The organism is Pseudomonas sp. W3I7, assembly GCF_030816095.1.
Classification (GTDB): Bacteria; Pseudomonadota; Gammaproteobacteria; order Pseudomonadales; family Pseudomonadaceae; genus Aquipseudomonas; species Aquipseudomonas salomonii.
The window spans coordinates 5,663,941-5,682,410 of sequence record NZ_JAUSXP010000001.1 but is presented as its reverse complement, the minus strand read 5'-3'; the positions used below and the strand labels follow the sequence as shown (position 1 = coordinate 5,682,410).

15 protein-coding genes and 1 pseudogene are annotated in these 18,470 nt (G+C 61.4%); 10 read left to right on the top strand and 6 right to left on the bottom strand.

The window, feature by feature from the left end; all coding sequences use genetic code 11:
* Window positions 1–170: 170 nt before the first annotated feature.
* From QF043_RS26215 to QF043_RS26190, 6 genes and pseudogenes are all read left to right on the top strand, one after another.
* Complete coding sequence (locus QF043_RS26215) at window positions 171–779, top strand: YqiA/YcfP family alpha/beta fold hydrolase (RefSeq protein ID WP_056860542.1); 609 nt, start codon at window positions 171–173, stop codon at window positions 777–779.
* Between the two features lie 44 nt (window positions 780–823).
* Window positions 824–2,730 (top strand): annotated as a pseudogene (parE, locus tag QF043_RS26210) (DNA topoisomerase IV subunit B).
* Window positions 2,730–3,725, top strand: a complete 996-nt coding sequence (locus QF043_RS26205; protein WP_307420707.1) for an esterase-like activity of phytase family protein — start codon at window positions 2,730–2,732, stop codon at window positions 3,723–3,725. Before parE ends, QF043_RS26205 begins: the two are co-directional and overlap by 1 nt.
* The gene (locus tag QF043_RS26200; RefSeq protein ID WP_058422427.1) at window positions 3,722–4,243 is read left to right on the top strand and encodes a TIGR02281 family clan AA aspartic protease; all 522 of its coding nucleotides are present in this window, start codon (window positions 3,722–3,724) and stop codon (window positions 4,241–4,243) included. Before QF043_RS26205 ends, QF043_RS26200 begins: the two co-directional genes overlap by 4 nt.
* Window positions 4,244–4,253: 10 nt before the next feature.
* The gene (gene parC, locus QF043_RS26195; protein ID WP_056860538.1) at window positions 4,254–6,518 is read left to right on the top strand and encodes a DNA topoisomerase IV subunit A; all 2,265 of its coding nucleotides are present in this window, start codon (window positions 4,254–4,256) and stop codon (window positions 6,516–6,518) included.
* Window positions 6,519–6,694: 176 nt separating this feature from the next.
* Window positions 6,695–7,402: a membrane integrity-associated transporter subunit PqiC gene (locus QF043_RS26190; RefSeq protein WP_307420706.1), complete on the top strand. Its 708-nt coding sequence runs from the start codon at window positions 6,695–6,697 to the stop codon at window positions 7,400–7,402.
* A gap of 221 nt (window positions 7,403–7,623) precedes the next feature.
* Here QF043_RS26190 and QF043_RS26185 read toward each other — a convergent pair whose 3' ends face one another.
* On the bottom strand, window positions 7,624–9,156 hold the full coding sequence (locus QF043_RS26185) for an AhpA/YtjB family protein (protein WP_307420705.1): 1,533 nt from the start codon (window positions 9,154–9,156) through the stop codon (window positions 7,624–7,626).
* Window positions 9,157–9,289: 133 nt separating this feature from the next.
* Here QF043_RS26185 and serB point away from each other — a divergent pair, with 133 nt between their 5' ends.
* Window positions 9,290–10,504, top strand: a complete 1,215-nt coding sequence (gene serB / locus QF043_RS26180; RefSeq protein ID WP_017138476.1) for a phosphoserine phosphatase SerB — start codon at window positions 9,290–9,292, stop codon at window positions 10,502–10,504.
* A 141-nt stretch (window positions 10,505–10,645) separates the two neighbouring features.
* Here serB and asd read toward each other — a convergent pair whose 3' ends face one another.
* The 3 genes from asd to QF043_RS26165 are packed head-to-tail and all read right to left on the bottom strand — an operon-like array spanning window position 10,646 to window position 13,930.
* A complete protein-coding gene (asd, locus tag QF043_RS26175; protein ID WP_236369486.1) occupies window positions 10,646–11,506 on the bottom strand; it encodes an archaetidylserine decarboxylase in 861 nt (286 codons plus the stop codon).
* 15 nt (window positions 11,507–11,521) lie between these two features.
* Complete coding sequence (gene rhdA, locus QF043_RS26170) at window positions 11,522–12,337, bottom strand: thiosulfate sulfurtransferase (RefSeq protein WP_307420703.1); 816 nt, start codon at window positions 12,335–12,337, stop codon at window positions 11,522–11,524.
* A 57-nt stretch (window positions 12,338–12,394) separates the two neighbouring features.
* Entirely contained in the window at window positions 12,395–13,930 is a 1,536-nt protein-coding gene (locus QF043_RS26165; protein WP_307420702.1) for an HDOD domain-containing protein, read from the bottom strand.
* A gap of 166 nt (window positions 13,931–14,096) precedes the next feature.
* Here QF043_RS26165 and motA point away from each other — a divergent pair, with 166 nt between their 5' ends.
* A complete protein-coding gene (motA, locus tag QF043_RS26160) occupies window positions 14,097–14,948 on the top strand; it encodes a flagellar motor stator protein MotA (protein ID WP_307420701.1) in 852 nt (283 codons plus the stop codon).
* 3 nt (window positions 14,949–14,951) lie between these two features.
* On the top strand, window positions 14,952–15,977 hold the full coding sequence (motB, locus tag QF043_RS26155) for a flagellar motor protein MotB (RefSeq protein WP_200432027.1): 1,026 nt from the start codon (window positions 14,952–14,954) through the stop codon (window positions 15,975–15,977).
* 61 nt (window positions 15,978–16,038) lie between these two features.
* On the opposite strand, the gene QF043_RS26150 is transcribed toward motB, so the two are convergent.
* Window positions 16,039–16,434 (bottom strand): type II toxin-antitoxin system PemK/MazF family toxin, encoded by a 396-nt coding sequence (locus tag QF043_RS26150; protein WP_307420700.1) that lies wholly within the window; start codon window positions 16,432–16,434, stop codon window positions 16,039–16,041.
* A 286-nt stretch (window positions 16,435–16,720) separates the two neighbouring features.
* A complete protein-coding gene (rsgA, locus tag QF043_RS26145; protein WP_003171340.1) occupies window positions 16,721–17,752 on the bottom strand; it encodes a small ribosomal subunit biogenesis GTPase RsgA in 1,032 nt (343 codons plus the stop codon).
* A gap of 106 nt (window positions 17,753–17,858) precedes the next feature.
* Here rsgA and orn point away from each other — a divergent pair, with 106 nt between their 5' ends.
* Window positions 17,859–18,401, top strand: a complete 543-nt coding sequence (gene orn / locus QF043_RS26140; RefSeq protein ID WP_056860533.1) for an oligoribonuclease — start codon at window positions 17,859–17,861, stop codon at window positions 18,399–18,401.
* Window positions 18,402–18,470: the final 69 nt, after the last annotated feature.

Sequence of the window (18,470 nt, the reverse complement as noted above, 5' to 3'; positions counted from 1 at the left end):
AACACTGATCAACATGTGGGAGCTGGCTTGCCTGCGATAGCGGTGTGCCAGTCAATCACTCGGTGGCTGATACACCGCCATCGCAGGCAAGCCAGCTCCCACATTCGATCCGCATCTGTCTGTATTCCCTGTAAACTGCGCCTCTTTGGCTGATGCACGGAGAGCCCGGCATGTCCGCTTCGATTCTATATATCCACGGTTTCAACAGCGCGCCTGCGTCCAACAAGGCCACCCAGTTGACCACCGTGATGGACAGCCTCGGTTTGAGCGACCAATTGCGTGTGCCGGCCCTGCATCACCACCCGCGTCAGGCGATTCCTCAATTGGAAGAGGCCATTGCAGAACTGGGGCGGCCGCTGCTGGTGGGAAGCTCACTCGGCGGCTACTATGCAACCCATCTTGCCGAGCGGCATGGCCTCAAAGCGCTGCTGGTGAACCCGGCGGTCAGCCCGCATCGGATGTTTGACGGTTACCTGGGCACCCAGAAGAACCTCTACACCGATGAAACCTGGGAGCTGACCCACGACCACGTCACGGCCCTGGCCGAACTGGAAGTGCCGGCGCCCCAGGACGCCGCGCGTTATCAGGTGTGGTTGCAGACCGGGGACGAAACCCTGGATTATCGCCTCGCCCAGCAGTATTACCGGGCCTGTGCCTTGCGCATCCAGGCCGGTGGCGACCATGGTTACCAGGGGTTCGCCCAGCAATTGCCGGCCATGTTGAGTTTTGCCGGCATTGGCGCAGATCAGTATCAATCCTTCGACTTTGCAGCACTGTAAAGTCCAAGGTTACTTTTTAATCGAACGACTCACGACGAGACCCCATGGCCACTCCCAGCGCTAGCTCTTATAACGCCGACGCCATCGAAGTCCTCTCGGGCCTCGACCCGGTGCGCAAACGCCCCGGCATGTACACACCGACACCAGTCGGCCGAACCACCTTGCCCAGGAAGTCATCGACAACAGCGTCGACGAAGCCTTGGCCGGGCACGCCAAGTCGGTACAGGTCATCCTTCACGCCGACCATTCCCTGGAAGTGTCCGACGATGGTCGCGGCATGCCGGTGGACATTCACCCGGAAGAGGGTGTGTCGGGCGTCGAGCTGATCCTTACCAAGCTCCATGCCGGTGGCAAGTTCTCCAACAAGAACTACCAGTTCTCCGGTGGCTTGCACGGTGTGGGTATTTCCGTGGTCAACGCCCTGTCCACGCTGGTGCGGGTCAAGGTCAAGCGCGACGGCAACGAGTACCAGATGACCTTCGCCGATGGCTACAAGGCCACCGACCTGGAAGTCATCGGCAGCGTCGGCAAGCGCAACACCGGCACCAGCGTGTACTTCGCGCCGGACCCGAAATACTTCGATTCGCCAAAATTCTCCATCAGCCGCCTCAAGCACGTACTCAAGGCCAAGGCGGTGTTGTGCCCGGGCCTGCTGGTCAGCTTTGAAGACAAGGGCACCGGCGAAAAGGTCGAGTGGCACTACGAAGATGGCCTGCGCTCCTACCTGGAAGACTCGGTCAGCGACTTTGAACGCCTGCCCAACGAGCCGTTCTGCGGCAGCCTGGCGGGGAATAAAGAAGCCGTCGACTGGGCGCTGCTGTGGTTGCCCGAAGGTGGCGACAGCGTGCAGGAAAGCTACGTCAACCTGATCCCCACCGCCCAGGGCGGCACCCACGTCAACGGTTTGCGTCAGGGTTTGCTGGACGCCATGCGCGAGTTCTGCGAATACCGCAGCCTGTTGCCACGCGGTGTGAAGCTGGCGCCGGAAGACGTGTGGGAGCGCATCGCGTTCGTGCTGTCGATGAAAATGCAGGAGCCGCAGTTCTCCGGCCAGACCAAAGAACGTTTGTCGTCCCGTGAGGCGGCGGCGTTTGTCTCCGGTGTGGTCAAGGACGCGTTCAGCCTGTGGCTCAACGAGCACCCGGAACTGGGCCTGGCCCTGGCTGAGCTGGCGATCAATAACGCCGGCCGTCGTTTGAAGGCCAGCAAGAAAGTCGAGCGCAAGCGCATCACCCAGGGCCCGGCACTCCCAGGCAAGCTGGCCGATTGCGCCGGGCAAGACCCGATGCGCTCCGAGCTGTTCCTGGTCGAAGGTGACTCCGCCGGCGGTTCCGCCAAGCAAGCGCGGGACAAGGAATTCCAGGCGATCCTGCCGTTGCGCGGCAAGATCCTCAATACCTGGGAAGTCGACGGCAGCGAAGTCCTCGCCAGCCAGGAAGTGCACAACATCGCCGTGGCCATTGGTGTAGACCCGGGCGCGGCGGACATGAGCCAGCTGCGCTACGGCAAGATCTGCATCCTCGCCGACGCCGACTCCGACGGCCTGCACATCGCCACCTTGCTCTGCGCGCTGTTTGTGCAGCACTTCCGCCCGTTGGTGGATGCCGGCCACGTCTACGTCGCCATGCCGCCGTTGTACCGTATCGACCTGGGCAAAGAGATTTTCTACGCCCTCGACGAAGCCGAGCGCGATGGCATCCTTGACCGCCTGGTGGCCGAGAAGAAACGCGGCAAGCCGCAGGTCACGCGATTTAAAGGCCTGGGTGAGATGAACCCGCCGCAGTTGCGTGAAACCACCATGGACCCGAACACTCGGCGCCTGGTGCAGTTGACCCTGGAAGACTTCGCCGGCACGTCGGAAATGATGGACATGCTGCTGGCGAAGAAGCGTGCGCCGGACCGCAAAGCCTGGCTGGAGTCCAAGGGTAACCTGGCCGAGGTATTGGGCTGATGCGCACAGGCTTCGCCCTGGCGATCCTGATGTTGAGTGGGTTGGTGGCCACCCAAGGCGTGGCCGCGCCCGTGGCTGAGCTTAAATGGGTCTCCGAACACCCGGTGGACGGCATGCGCGGTGGCAACCTGTCGGGCCTGGCGCTGTGTGGCCAGGACTTGTGGACGGTTTCCGACCGCGATGACGACCAGATCTACCGCCTCGATATCAGCGCGCCGACCTGGAAGGCCGAAACCGTGAAGATCGAGGTGCCGCCGGTGCCGGAGTCCGGTCTGCCTTGGGGCTTGCGCTCGCGCACCAAGGCTGCGTCGTTCATTCGTGGCGGCGACCTGGATTTTGAAGGCATCACCTGTGACGCCGCCGGCAACCGTTACATTGTCAGTGAAGCCCATGCGGCGGTGCTGCAAGTGCCGGTGAACGGTGCGCCGCAATGGTTGAAGATTGCTCCGGGCATGGTCCGCGAAGCGCGGGCCAGTGGGATGTTGTTGCACTTCAATGCCTTGTTCGAAGGTTTGGCGATCAGCCCCGAAGGCAATCAGATTTGGCTGGCCGCCGAGCGTGAGCGACGAGGGTTGATCTCGATCAAACGTGGCCAGAGCGTGTGGGATTGCGACGGGCCCTGTGTGTTGCTGAGCGAGGCCGGCCAGGAAGTGCAGCCGGCACAGTTCACCAACGCCAAGGCGGTGTCCAAGGACTTTGCCGACCTGGCGCTGTTCAACGGCAAGCTGTTTACTCTGGAGCGCAATGCGTTCCAGATTTGCCGGCGCGATGCGGTCACGGCCAAAGTCGAGCTGTGCTGGTCGTTTGCCGACGAAACCCTGACACCGAACCGGCGTTATGCCCAGCCCTATGGCCTGGCCGAGGCCCTGGTCATGGATGCCGAAGGGGCGTGGTTGGGCATCGACAATAATTTTGGCCCGCGCGCCGACGGTGAAAAACGCCCGGTGGTCTATCGTTTTGCCGCGCCGGCCGGTGGCTGGGGCGCGCAACCATGACGGCAGCGCCGCCCGGCAAACGTGCCGGACGTGTACTGATGTTCGTGGCATGGGGCGCCGGGCTGTTTTTGGCCACGCGTTTTTTTGGGCAGTGGGAAGCGCGTCAGGAAAACCCTAATGCTGTGGTGACCTCGGAGCAGCACGAGGGTTACATCGAAGTGAAATTGCTGGGCAACGGCCAAGGGCATTTTGTCGCCAGCGGCCAGATCAACGGATCGCCGGTGGAGTTTATGCTCGACACCGGCGCGACCGATGTGGCGGTGCCGGCCGAATTGGCCGACCGCCTCGGGCTCCAACGTGGCCCGCCCGTAACCTTGAGCACCGCCAATGGGCGTAGCCAGGGCTACCGCACCCGCCTTGATCGCCTGAAGCTGGGCGATATCGTCCTGCAGGACGTGCGCGCGCTGGTGGCGCCGGGCCTGGGCGGCGAGCAGGTGCTGTTGGGCATGAGTGCATTGAAACAACTTGAATTTACCCAGCGCAGCGGCACCATGCTGCTGCGCCAGACCAAACAATGATGAGGCCCGCATGAGTGACATCCTCGCAGACAGCTTAGATGGCGTAGAACGCCGATCGCTGGCTGACTTCACCGAAAATGCCTACCTCAACTACTCCATGTACGTGATCATGGACCGTGCCTTGCCGCATATCGGCGACGGCCTGAAGCCCGTGCAGCGGCGCATTATCTACGCCATGAGTGAGTTGGGCCTGGACGCAGATTCCAAGCACAAGAAATCGGCGCGTACCGTCGGTGACGTGCTCGGTAAGTTCCACCCCCACGGCGACTCGGCCTGCTACGAAGCCATGGTGCTGATGGCCCAGCCGTTCAGCTACCGCTACACCTTGGTGGATGGCCAGGGTAACTGGGGTGCGCCGGATGATCCCAAGTCCTTTGCCGCCATGCGGTACACCGAGGCGCGCCTGTCGCGCTACTCGGAAGTGCTGCTCAGCGAGTTGGGCCAGGGCACCGCGAACTGGGGGCCGAACTTCGACGGCACCTTGGACGAACCGCTGGTGTTGCCGGCGCGTTTGCCGAATATCCTGCTCAATGGCACCACCGGCATCGCGGTCGGCATGGCCACTGACGTGCCGCCGCACAACCTGCGCGAAGTCGCGACTGCCTGTGTGCGTTTGCTTGATGAGCCAAAAGCGACGGTCGAGCAGCTCTGCGAGCATATTCAAGGCCCGGATTACCCGACCGAAGCGGAAATCATCACGCCGCGTGCCGACCTGCTGAAGATGTACGAGACCGGCAAGGGCTCGGTGCGCATGCGCGCGGTTTACCACATTGAAGACGGCGACATTATCGTCACCGCACTGCCGCACCAGGTGTCCGGTGCCAAGGTGCTGGAGCAGATCGCCGCGCTGATGCAGGCCAAGCCGTCGAAATTGCCGCAAGTGGCTGACTTGCGTGATGAGTCCGACCACGAAAACCCCTGCCGCATCGTGATCATCCCGACCAACAGCCGGGTCGACCACGAAGTGCTGATGCAGCATCTGTTCGCCAGCACCGACCTTGAATCCAGCTATCGGGTCAACGTCAACATCATCGGCCTGGACGGCAAGCCGCAGCTGAAAAACCTGCGCAACCTGCTGGTGGAATGGCTGGAGTTTCGCGTACAGACCGTGCGCCGCCGCCTGCAATTTCGTCTCGACAAGGTTGAGCGCCGCCTGCACCTGTTGGACGGTTTGCTGATCGCCTACCTCAACCTGGATGAAGTGATCCACATCATCCGCACCGCTGAGCACCCGAAAGCCGAGCTGATCGCGCGTTTCGAGCTGAGCGAGATCCAGGCCGACTACATCCTCGACACCCGCTTGCGTCAGTTGGCGCGCCTCGAAGAGATGAAGTTGCGTGACGAGCAAGACGCGCTGCTCAAGGAGCAAGCCAAGCTGCAAGCCCTGTTGGGCAGCGAATCCAAGCTCAAGAAGCTGGTGCGCAGCGAACTGATCAAAGACGCCGAAACCTATGGCGATGACCGTCGCTCGCCGATTGTCGAGCGCGCAGAAGCGAAAGCTCTGACAGAAACCGAGTTGCTGCCTAACGAGAAAATTACCGTCGTTCTGTCGGAAAAGGGTTGGGTTCGTTCCGCCAAAGGGCATGATATTGACGCCACCGGCCTCTCGTACAAGGCCGGCGATGGTTTCAAGACCGCTGCTGCCGGGCGTTCCAACCAGTTTGCGGTGTTTATCGACTCCACCGGGCGCAGCTACTCGGTGCCCGCGCACACCTTGCCATCGGCACGCGGGCAGGGCGAGCCGCTGACCGGGCGCCTTACGCCGCCACCGGGGGCGAATTTCGAGTGCGTGCTGCTGCCCGACGACGATTCGCTGTATGTGATCGCCTCCGACGCGGGTTACGGTTTTGTGGTCAAGGGTGAAGACCTGCAGGCCAAGAACAAGGCGGGCAAAGCGTTGTTGAGCTTGCCGAACAACGCCAAGGTGATCCTGCCGCGTACCGTGGAAGACCGCGAGAGCAATTGGCTGGCATCGGTGACCACTGAAGGGCGTTTGCTGGTGTTCAAGATCAGCGATTTGCCGCAGTTGGGTAAAGGCAAGGGCAACAAGATTATCGGGATTCCCGGGGAGCGCGTGGCCAGTCGCGAAGAGTACGTGACCGACATCGCGGTGATCCCGGAAGGCTCTACCCTGGTGCTTCAGGCCGGTAAGCGCACGTTGTCTCTGCGCCCTGACGACCTTGAACACTACAAGGGTGAGCGTGGCCGACGGGGTAATAAACTGCCGCGTGGCTTCCAGCGCGTGGATGCTTTGCTGGTGGAAACGCCTGTTTAAGGCGGATTAGAGGGCTCGATCTACGATTTAACGCGTAGATCGACGCTTTCGCGCTGGAGTCAGGGCGCATATTCACGGATGATATGGCCTTTCCAGCGCCGGCGTGGCCGAGCGTGTTTAGGTTATTTTTAGTATTACATTGTGGTTCGCCTTGTGGCAGCCACCTGGATGGGATGATGACTGCTCCACGCCTTCCTTTATTTTTGATGCTCGCTGGCCTTTTGGGGCTGGCGGGTTGCAGCACACACCAACCGGTGTCGCTGTACCAGCTGGACAGCGGAAGTCCGGCTCAGCCTGCGCAAACTGCAGGCATGGCCGTTTTGCTTGGCCCGGTCGTCGTTGCTGATTACCTGCAACGCGAAACCCTGCTTCAACGTCAGAACGACGGCAGCCTGCAAGGTTCAACCGATGGTCGTTGGGCGGGTAGTTTGTCGTCCGATATCAACCAGCTGATGTTGCGTCAGGTGGCTGGCCATCTCGACAGCCAGCGTGTGGTGCTTGCACCTGGGCCAGCCGGTTTTACCCCGGATGTGCAGGTATTGCTGACCATCACGCGGCTCGATTCGGGTGCTTCGCAACCGGCAATTCTTGACGCTCAATGGCGCCTGATCGACCGCCGTGGCCAGGTGCGCGATAACCGCATCGTGCACCTGCAGGAAGAACATACCGGCACCACCGCGTCCCAGGTCCAGGCCCAGGGCGTGTTGTTGCAGCATCTGGCGCAACAGTTGTCGGTGGCGCTCAAGCCATTGGCCAACCAGCCGCCAGTGGCCGAGGCACCGCGCAAGCAAGCGCCGGCCCAGGCCAAACCGTCAGCTCCGCAGAAGCCGAAGATGCCGATGGCTACGCCGATTCGCACGGATATGGAAGTGTTCAGGTTCTGATCTGAATCGCGCCCAAACAAAAGGCCCGCTGACTCAGCGGGCCTTTTTATTGTCTACGATTTGAGCCCTTTTGAAGATCCAATGTGTGGGCTTGCTGTGGCGAGGGCGCTTGCTCCGTTGACTGCGCAGCAGTCTCCGGCTTTTTGGGGGCGCTTCGCACCCCAGCGCAAGCAAGCTTGCTCGCCACACAAGCCCGCTCCCACAGGGGCCCTATGTAGCCATCAGGGCTTGTTACGGGTCTCATGCATGCGCGCCAACTGCCGTTCGAGCATCGACGGGTACGGCTCCATCAGCCGCTCTACACAGCTCGCGCCTTCAGGGCTGGCAATCGGGCGGATACGTGCGCGCTGGCGGATCAACGCATCTTCACTGATCTTGCGCTCCACCAGCAGCAGGTTGCGGCTGTGTTGGGACAAGGCCAGCGCATCCTGGGCAATCTCGGTAAGCAACAGGTCGATCTGGCTCATGCCGAACAGATCGTCACCGACGGTCAGGCCAAGTTGCAGCTGCAAGGTAATGCCGCTGTCGGCCACTTCAATCTGCAAGGCATGGCCGAGGGCGCGCAGCAGCTCGCCGCAGCAAATCGCGTTGGTCAGGTAGTCTTCGCCGCTGTCTTCACTGTGGAACAGCATCAACGTGCTGCCGTCGTTCAGGGTGTGCAGCTCGCTCTGATAGAGCGACGCAGCCTGGTCGAGGCAGTCGCGGTAGCGCTCCAGCAATTCGGTGAGGCGGGCGCGGGGCAGGCGACGCAGTTGGTCCTGCGAGCCCAGTTGCACAGCCAGTACGGCGCTGTGCTGCGGCTCGGTATTTTTCACCGGCGCAGGTTGCGGAGCCACAACGGGTGCGGCGGCCGCGGTGTCGCGCAGGTCGGCGAACGGGTCTTCGTCGTCCAGTTCGTCTTCTTCGGCCTTGATCACCTGGCGTGGCGCAGGCTTGAGGGCGGCCACCGGCGCGCTTTCGTCAAAGCCTGGGTCACGCAGGTTGCGCACTTCAAACTCGGGCTCGTCGTCATAGTCGGTGTCGTCGTACTCAGGTTCGGGTTCAACCTCAGGTACCACCGGCTCGGGAGCGAAGCTGGCGTGAAGCTGGCGGGCGAGGTCGCCGATTTCATCCTGGCGGTCGGTGGCCGGGGTGTGTTCGTCGATATCGCGCAGCCAGATGCGCAGTTGCATCAGCGGCGTGGAGATATGCCGACCCAGGCGCAAGCTCAGGGCCAGGGCCAAGGCCAGCAGGATCGCGCTGAGGATGCCCATGCTTTGCAGGCTGATGGTCATCGGCTGCTGGAATTGCTGCATGTCGAGGCTGATGCGCAGTTGCCCGGCCTTCACATCCTGAAACGTAATATTGCTCGAATACAGACCTTCGGCTTCACCCAGCAGGCCGTTTTTCGGGCGCTGCCCGGCTTCGGCCATGATCCGGTTGTCCACGCTGTAGATGGCGGCGTGGGCCACCAGCGGGTTCTTGGTCAGGTTATTGAGCAGCACGTTGAGGCTGAGGATGTCGTTGGACACCAGCAACTCAGTCGCCGAGGTGGCGGTCTGGGTCGTCAGGCTCTCGCCCAGGGCGTCGGCTTGCTCGTGCATGGCCTGCTTGAACTGCAAACCCATCACGCAGGCGTAGATCACCAAGGCCAGAGCGACCAGGATCACGTTATGGCTGGCGATGCGTAATGCGATCGGTACACGGCGGTGGCGCAGTGCCCGGAAGATCAGCAGGAAGAAGTTATCGGTTTTTACTGGCGTGGGCCGGTTCACTTGCGCTCGGCTCTTGGTCCGTGAAGTTGACGCGCAGTATAGCGACAGGCCTAGAACCGGCAAAGCGCTCGCTGTGCCCGATGGTCACTGAAAGTGGGTAGAATGCGGTTTTTTTCCAGCCTGGGGGTGCGCTTTGCGCGAAATTGTCCTGATAAACATCACTGGCGAAGACCGCCCGGGTCTCACCGCAGCCATTACCGGTGTTCTGGCCCAGGGTGGTGTGAACATTCTCGACATCGGCCAAGCGGTGATCCACGACACGTTGTCGTTCGGCATCCTGGTGGAAATCCCCAGCACCGAGCAGGCCTCGTCGGTGCTCAAAGACATCCTGTTTACGGCCTATAAGCTTGATCAGCAGGTGCGTTTCACCCCGGTTTCCGAAGCCGATTACCAGCATTGGGTCGAAGGTCAGGGCAAAAAGCGCCATATCGTGACGCTGCTGACCCGCAAAGTAACCGCCGAACAATTGCAGCGGGTCAGCTCGATCACCGCTCAATATGGTTTGAATATCGACCACATCGACCGTCTGTCGGGTCGTATGCCATTGGACACACCGGCTGACAAAGGCAAGGGCTGCATCGAGTTCTCCGTGCGCGGCGAACCGGCCGACCCGCAAGCCCTGCGCGCCGAATTTCTCAGCGTGGCCCAGGAACTGAATGTCGACATCGCCTTCCAGGAAGATTCGCTGTTCCGCCGTAACCGCCGCCTGGCGGTGTTCGACATGGACTCCACGCTGATCGAAGCCGAAGTCATCGACGAGCTGGCCAAGGCCGCGGGCGTGGGCGAGCAAGTGTCCGAAATCACCGAGCGCGCCATGGCCGGTGAGCTGGACTTTCGCGCCAGCTTCAAGGAGCGCCTGGCGCTGCTCAAGGGCTTGGACGTAAGCGTGCTGGATTCGATCGGTGCTTCGCTGCGCCTGACCGAAGGCGCCGAAACCTTGTTTGCCGAACTCAAGCGCCTGGGCTACAAAACCGCAATCCTGTCCGGTGGCTTCACCTACTTCGCCAAGCAATTGCAGGCCAAGCTGGGCATCGACTACGTGTTTGCCAACGAGCTGGAAGTGGTGGATGGCAAGGTGACCGGCGTGGCGGTCGAGCCGATTGTCGACGCACAGCGCAAGGCGGACCTGCTGAAGGAATTGGCCCACAAGGAGGGTTTGCGCCTGGAGCAGACCATTGCGGTCGGCGATGGCGCCAATGACTTGCCGATGCTGGCGATTGCCGGGTTGGGCGTGGCGTTCCGTGCCAAGCCGTTGGTGAAGCAATCGGCCAAGCAGGCGATTTCGACGCTGGGGCTGGATGGTGTGCTGTATCTGTTGGGCTTTCGCGATCGCGACGGGCAGTTGTAAGCCGATCTAACTGCAAGATTGCAGTAACTGTGGGAGCCGGGCTTGCCCGCGATAGCGGTAGTTCAGTCATTGAAGTATTGACTGATACGCCGCTATCGCGGGCAAGCCCGGCTCCCACATTTGATTTGCATCAGCTTCAAATCAGGCTTTCGGCAGTGCGATACCCTGGCCCATCTGCACTGGCGTACCTGCCACCAGCTCTTCTGCCCACTTCACCTGATCCGGCCCGAACAGCACGATGGCGGTCGAACCCAGTTTGAAACGGCCCAGCTCAGCACCTTTCTCCAGATGGATCGGCGCACGTGCAGCTTCGTCGTAGCGGAAGGTTTTCAGCTCACGCTTCGGCGGCGTCACCAGCCCGGCCCATACGGTTTCGATCGACGCCACAATCATCGCGCCCACCAACACCACAGCCATCGGGCCGCGTTCGGTGTCGAACAGGCAGACAACACGCTCGTTGCGCGCAAACAGTTCCGGCACATTTTCGGCCGTGGTCTGGTTGACCGAGAAAATCCGGCCTGGCACGTAGACCATCTCGCGCAGTGTGCCGGCCAGCGGCATGTGCACGCGGTGGTAGTCTTTCGGCGACAGGTAAATAGTGGCGAAATCACCGCCCATGAACGGTGCAGCCAGCGCCGCATCGCCCCCCACCAACTCCAGCACGCTGTAGCTGTGGCCTTTGGCCTGGAACACCCGGCCATGTTCGATCGGGCCAAGCTGGCTGACCGCGCCGTCGGCTGGGCTGAGCACCGCGCCTGGGGTTTCGTCCAGCGGGCGGGCGCCGTCTTTCAGGGCGCGGGTGAAGAAGGCGTTGAAGTGCTCGTAGGCGGTGAGGTCTTCAACCAGTGCCTGAGACATGTCCACTTGGTAGCGCTTGGCGAACCACGCCGTGAAGGCATTCTTGAACCAGCGTACGCGGCACTCGGCAATGCAGCCGGCCAGGCGCGACAGCAAGTGGTGGGGCAGCAAGTACTGGCTGAGGATAAACAACTGCTTTTTCATAACTGTCCTTAAACCTTAAATCTCGACGGGGGTGTCGGGGTGGTTACCCCATTCGCCCCAGGAACCGGCATAACCTTTGACTCGCGGATAACCGAGCGCCTTGGCCACCAGGTAGGTGAAGCCAGAGCGGTGGTGAGTCTGGCAGTGGGTGATGATTTCTTTGTCGCGGGTCAGCCCGAGGTCTTCGAGGATCTGCGGCATGTCGCGGCGGATGCGCAAGTTGCGCGCCTTGTCCATGCCGGCAGTCCATTCGAAGTTGACGGCGCCGGGGATGTGCCCACCCTTGGCGGCGAGCACTTTCTCGCCGGAATATTCCAGCGGGCCGCGCGCGTCCCAGATGCCCAGGTCGGCTGCACCAAGACGGCTTTGCAGGTATTCGCGGGTGGCGGTGGGGCCGTCGTGCAGCGTGAGGCTGACCGGGCCGCCAACCGGGGCGGGCACTTCGGTGGTCACCGGGTGTTTTTCGTCCAGCCAGGCCAGCAGGCCACCATCCAGATAGTGGTACTTCTGGTGGCCGATCACGTCGAGCAGCCAGATAAACCGCCCGGCCCAACCGCCGCCTTCGTCGTCGTAGACGACGTAAGTGGCGTCCGGGGTGTGGCCCAGTTCGCCGAACAGCTTTTCCAGCTCGGCCTTGTGCGGCAGCAAGCCGGGTGCTGGCGGCTGGCCCAGTTGGGTGCGCTTGGGATCAACGAAATGCGCGCCGGGGATATGCCCTTCGGCGTAGCGGGCGGCACTGGTGAGGTCCACCAGAATCAAGTGGTCGGCATCCAGGCGACCAAGCAGGTCGCTGGACTCGATCACCAGCGGCAAGCCAGAGAAGTCAGGCATGTGAGGTCTCCTGGGCACAAATGTTGGCGATAAAAGAGCGCGATTGTAGCGCAAGCATCAGGCGCTGCGGTTGGTAAAGCTGTGCAGCGCTTTCTCGATGCATTGAGCGGTTTTGCCGAAAGCCTGCACGGTGGTTTCCGAGAACGGCCCGCCGCCCTGGTCGGCGACCATCAGCATCACCACGCGGCCATTGCAGCTCAGAGAGCGTAGCAGCAGGTGTTCACCGGTAAACCAGCGGCGCAGGATCGGCGGCAGCAACGCGGAAAATTGCGCGTGATTGTCTGGCGTGAGGCGCACCTGGGCGGACTTTTCCAGCAGGCGCTGCAGCAGCGTGCTGTTGACGACGTCCAGGCTCAGGTTGGCAGCGTCCTTGGGCAAGCCATCGGCCTGATGCACACGCAAGGTACTCAGGGCGCGGTCGGCCATAAACAGTAAAACCCGCTGCATGCCACTGGCGACCAAGGCTTCCCTGGCGCAGGTGGTCAAGTGCATGGCGTTGGCAAAGCGGCTCGGCTCGACCAGCAATTCGGTACAGCGCTTGCGCCACACGGCCAAGGATTCGGCCGTAGGCGGCGGTGCGGGCAGCAGGCCGCGATGGACCTTCTGCACATGCCACGGCCAGATCAGTGACAGCGCCGGGTGCCACAGGTCCGGCATCAAGGTGGTGCGCGCGCTGGTCACCGCTTGTTGGTGAGCCTGCTGCTGCACGTCACACAGCGGCGCTTGCAGGTACAGCGCGGTGAGGTACTGCCAGCGCTCGGTGTGCGGGCAGGTCCAGGATTCCTGGGCCGACATTGCCAGGCCGTTGGCCAGCAGCACGGTGTTGGCGGGTTGGTTCAACCAGCGCCGCAGGTTGGGTTCGGCATCGAGCAATTGCTGTTGGCGCAGCGCGTCGTCTTCGCGGGCGATGTGCAGCGTCTTGACCAGCAGGCGCTGCTCGGTCAGCAGCAGGTTGTAGCCATAGGACACCCAGATCGGCAGGTGCCAGGCTTCGGTCAAGCCCAGGCACAGGTCGAGCAAACGTACACCGAACAGTGCCTGCTCGACCTTGCGCGCCGACTGGCCTTTGTGGATGACCCGCAGTTCCCATTCTTCCAGAAGCTTGGGGTAGGCCACGGCCAGCGGCCACAGTGGCGACAGGAACAGCAGGCTGCCCCAGTGGATGTCTTGCCACAGCCGCGCCAGGCGGCTGGCGAACAAACCGTTGGCTTGCTGTGAGGCGTGCTGGCTCACCAGCAGCAGTTGGCGCAAGGCCACCGGAATGTCTTTTTCCGGCACCGAGGGCAGACGCGCGAGCAATTCTTCGGCGCGTTTGAGGCCCAGGCGGTTCAGCGCCACTTCGAGGTTTTCTGCCGGCCCCGACAGGCTGCCGTGCGCCTGGCTGTTGGCCTCGCGCATCACACTGAGCACCAGCGCCGGGCTGTTTTGCATCAGCTCGGCAATATCTCGCAATGAACTACGGCTGTCGCGGATGGCCTTGCACACGCGTTCGTGACTAGCCTGAGGAACAGGCAGCAGCACATCGTCCAGGCGCTTGATCCAAGCGGCGAGGGTGGTGGGTTTTGTATTTGGAACTGTCGTTTCGTTTGCCATGATTGGGGCGCGATCATCACTTGCGTTCAACACACCCGGAACGGGCCGAATTGGTTTTTCGCCTTAACGGGCTATAGTCTGGCGCAGTTTTGCCGATAAGTAGAACAAGAGTTTTCTGCAGCACCCACTATGTCCATGAACCCGACGGCGCAAGTACCAATCTCCTATGGCTAAAATTATCGGCATCATCGTCGTCATCGCAAGTGTGCTCGGTGGGTACGTCCTGTCCCACGGTAAAATTGCCGCGCTGATCCAGCCCTTCGAAGTGTTGATCATCGGCGGCGCCGCGTTTGGTGCGTTCCTGCAGGCCAACCCCGGCTACATGACCATGCATGTGATCAAGAAGTCGCTGGGCATGTTCAGCTCGCGCTTCTCTCACACCTTTTATCTCGAGGTGCTGGGGCTGGTCTACGAGATCCTCAACAAGAGCCGCCGCGAAGGCATGATGGCCATCGAAGGCGATATCGAAGACGCTGCCGCCAGCCCGATTTTCGCCAAGTACCCGGCCGTGCTCAAAGATGAGCGCATGACCGCCTACATCTGTGACTACCTGCGCATCATGTCCTCCGGCAACATGGCCCCCCATGAGCTGGAAGGGCTGTTCGACATGGAGCTGTTCAGCCTTAAAGAAGAGCTGGAGCACCCGTCCCACGCCGTGACCGGCATCGCCGACGGCATGCCCGGTTTTGGTATCGTCGCGGCGGTACTCGGTATTGTGGTGACCATGGCCTCCCTGGGCGAAGGCGACCAGGCCGCCATCGGCATGCACGTGGGTGCGGCGCTCGTCGGGACCTTCTTCGGTATCCTCGCGGCCTACGGCTTCTTCGGCCCGCTGGCCACGTCCCTGGCCCATGACGCCAAGGAAGAAATCAACCTGTACGAATCGATCAAGGCCAGCCTGGTAGCCTCTGCTTCCGGCATGCCGCCATCGCTGGCGGTGGAGTTCGGGCGCAAGGTGCTGTACCCGAAACATCGCCCAAGTTTTGCCGAGCTGGAACAAGCGGTTCGCGGTCGCTAAGCCATGGAAAACAACCAGCCGATAATCATCAAGCGCGTCAAGCGCTTCGCTGCGGGGCACCATGGCGGTGCCTGGAAAATCGCCTTCGCCGACTTTGCCACGGCGATGATGGCGTTCTTCCTGGTGCTGTGGCTGATGTCGACCGCCACGCCGGAACAGAAGATTGCCATCGCCGGTTACTTCAAAGACCCGATTGGCTTTTCGGAAAGCGGCACGCCCTTCGTGATCGACCTGGGCGGCTCGCCACAACTGGCGCCTGAGCGCACCATCAATCCCGAGGTCAAGACCGAGTCGCCGCAGGAAAACATCCCGATCGAGCGCGACACCGTCGAGAGCATGGCCGAGCAGGTCGAGAAAGAGCGCCTGGAATTGCTGCTGCAAGAGCTGCAGACCAAGGTCGAAGAAAACCCGCAGCTGCTGAAATTCAAGGATCAGATTTCCTTCGAGATCACCCCCGAAGGCTTGCGCATCCAGATCACCGATGCGGCCAATCGGCCGATGTTCGATTCCGGCAGTGCGCGCTTGAAACCGTACTTTGAAGACATCCTGCTGGCCATGGCCGACACCATCAAGGCGGTGCCGAACAAGATCAGCATCAGCGGTCATACCGACGCCAAGCCCTATGCGGGCCAGGGCGACTTCGGCAACTGGGAGCTTTCGGCCAACCGCGCCAACGCCGCCCGCCGTGCGCTGGTGGCGGGCAGCTATCCCGACCCGCAAGTGGCACGCGTGGTAGGTTTTGCTTCCTCGCAGTTGTTTGACCCCAAAGACCCGTTCAACCCGATCAACCGCCGTATCGATATCGTCGTGCTGACTAAAAAAGCCCAGCGTGCGATTGAAGGTGACCAGCCACCCCCTGCGGCACCGACCCAGGGCGAAGGCGCACCGGGTGAAGTGCCGGCCGATCCGAATGCCATTCCGCCCGGGCAGGAGCCGCTGCCGGCCCATGAACTGCGGCAGAAGCTGAACCTATTTGATGACGGCGGGGTGAAAGACCCGACGGCGCCTGCGCCGGCGCCGGGTTCGTAAGCGGTCTTTGTTGGTTGTAAATGAAAACGCCCCGACTTTGTCGGGGCGTTTTCATTTGTGTTCAGAGAGGAAGGTAGGCTTTGACGCCGCTGATGACACCTTGCATGTCCTCCACGCACCGGCGCGGCACGAAGTACTCCCGGCCCTTGGAGCGAGTCTTTCTGTGCAGTTTGTCGAGACGCTCGAAGCTGACGGTGTAAATCATGTCGCACTTCACCCATAGCTCTTTATAGCCGTCGGATTGAAGTGGGTTGGTGCGCAGCAAGTGATGCCAGTCGTACTGAATATCGGGAGCGGTAGAAGATATGGGCACTACGGTACACAGCTTGCGGTTGTGAGTAGCAGTGGGCGATATCACCACGACCTTGCGGATCTTCAGCATTTCCGGCGCCACAAAGCCTCGGGTGAAGTCGCAGAGCAGCACATCGCCTTGTTTGGGGTGATAGTAGAGAGCCAAATGTTAATGCCCCACAAAAAGCAAAGCCGCCCGAAGGCGGCTTCATTCGACGCGCAGTGGAGCTTGCTTCGCCCCTTCTGCGCCGCTGGATCAACCCCGAAAAGGATCCAGACTCCTGCCAGCTTTCGCTGGTGACGGAGCAATTATGCGCATCGAGAAATCCGAATACAAGCTGGCTTGTGCGTATGAGCCACCCAGTTGGTCCGGATTCTTGATGCCTGCTCCTATTAAATCAATGGACTAGGGGCCTCAGTACACTGGTTTATGTGTATCAAGAAGTGGATCGTTAGTAGCTGCTCTCCGGCAAGCTCGCAATAATCGACCGATAGCTGTTCATTCGCTGCTGCTGCACACGCCCATCTTCCAGGGCCTTGAGCAACGCACAGCCCGGCTCGCGGTCGTGTTTGCAGTCGCGGAAGCGGCAGGTGCCGATCAGGTCGTTGAACTCGATAAAGCCTGCTTCCACATCGCTGCGGCTGACGTGGCCGAGGCCGAATTCACGGATGCCTGGGGAGTCGATCAACTCACCGCCGCCGGGGAAGTGGAACAGCCGCGCGGTGGTGGTGGTGTGGGTACCCTGGCCGGACAGTTCCGACAGCGGGCCGACACGGGTGTCGACTTCCGGCAGCAGGCTGTTGACCAGCGATGACTTGCCCACGCCCGACTGGCCGACGAACACGCTGATGCGTCCGTCCAACTGCTGTTGCAGCTGTTCCATGCCATTGCCGTGATGCGCAGACACTTCCAGTACCGGGTAACCCAGGGTGCGGTAGACCGCCAGCAACGCATTGAGCGCCGGGGCGTTCTGTTCGTCGATCAGGTCGAATTTGTTCAGCAGCAGCAGCGGGCGAATACCGGCGTGCTCGGCTGCGACCAGGTAGCGGTCGATCAGGTTGGCGTGCGGCTCGGGCAGCGGCGCGAACACGATCACGATCATGTCGACGTTGGCCGCCACCGGCTTGAGCTGGCCACGGCTGTCGGGGCGGCGCAGTTCGGTGGTGCGCGGCAACTGGGCGACGATCACGCCGATGCCCTGGTTGCCGGCACGCCACACGACCTTGTCGCCGGTGACCAGCGCAGGCAGGTTGGCGCGCAAGTGGCAGCGGGACACCGAGCCTGCGAGTTCGCCTTCGAGCGCCTCGACTTCGACCTGCACGCCGAAGTGCGCGATCACCAGGCCCGTTTGTTCAGGGCCCAGGTCGCCGCCCTCGAGCGCTTCCACGGCGGAGGATTCACGTTTGGCGGCGCGAGCGGCGCGTTCGCCTTGAATCTTTTCGATGCGCCAGTTTTGGCGGCGATTGAGCTGGCGTTTGGCCATTGGTGTTCCGTGTCGATAATGCAAAGGTTGGGTAAAACGGTCGCGAGTCTAGCACGCCCCGCCTGCTAAACTGCGCAGCTAAGCCAAGGGCCAAGAGAATCAAGCCATGCAAAACCCACAGAACCTGATTTGGATCGATCTGGAAATGACCGGTCTGAACCCCGACACCGACGTCATCATCGAGATGGCGACCATTGTCACCGACAGCAACCTCAATACGTTGGCCGAAGGTCCGGTGATCGCGATCCATCACAGCGACGCTGTACTGGCCACCATGGACGAGTGGAACACCCGCACCCACGGCAACTCCGGCCTGACCCAGCGCGTGCGCGACAGCCGCATCAGCATGCGCGACGCCGAAGCTGAAACCATCGCTTTCCTGGAAAAGTGGGTGCCCAAGGGCAAGTCGCCGATCTGCGGCAACAGCATCTGCCAGGATCGTCGCTTCCTTTATACGCACATGAAGGGGCTGGAAAGCTACTTCCACTATCGCAACCTGGACGTGTCCACGCTCAAAGAGCTGGCGGCGCGTTGGGCGCCGGAGGTGAAGGACAGCTTCCATAAGGGCAGCACGCATTTGGCGCTGGATGACATTCGCGAGTCGATCGCCGAGTTGCAGCATTACCGCAAGCATTTCATCAAGGCTTGAATTTGTGGCGCCTGCTTTGGCCCCATCGCAGGCAAGCCAGCTCCCACACTTTGACTTGTGAACACATTC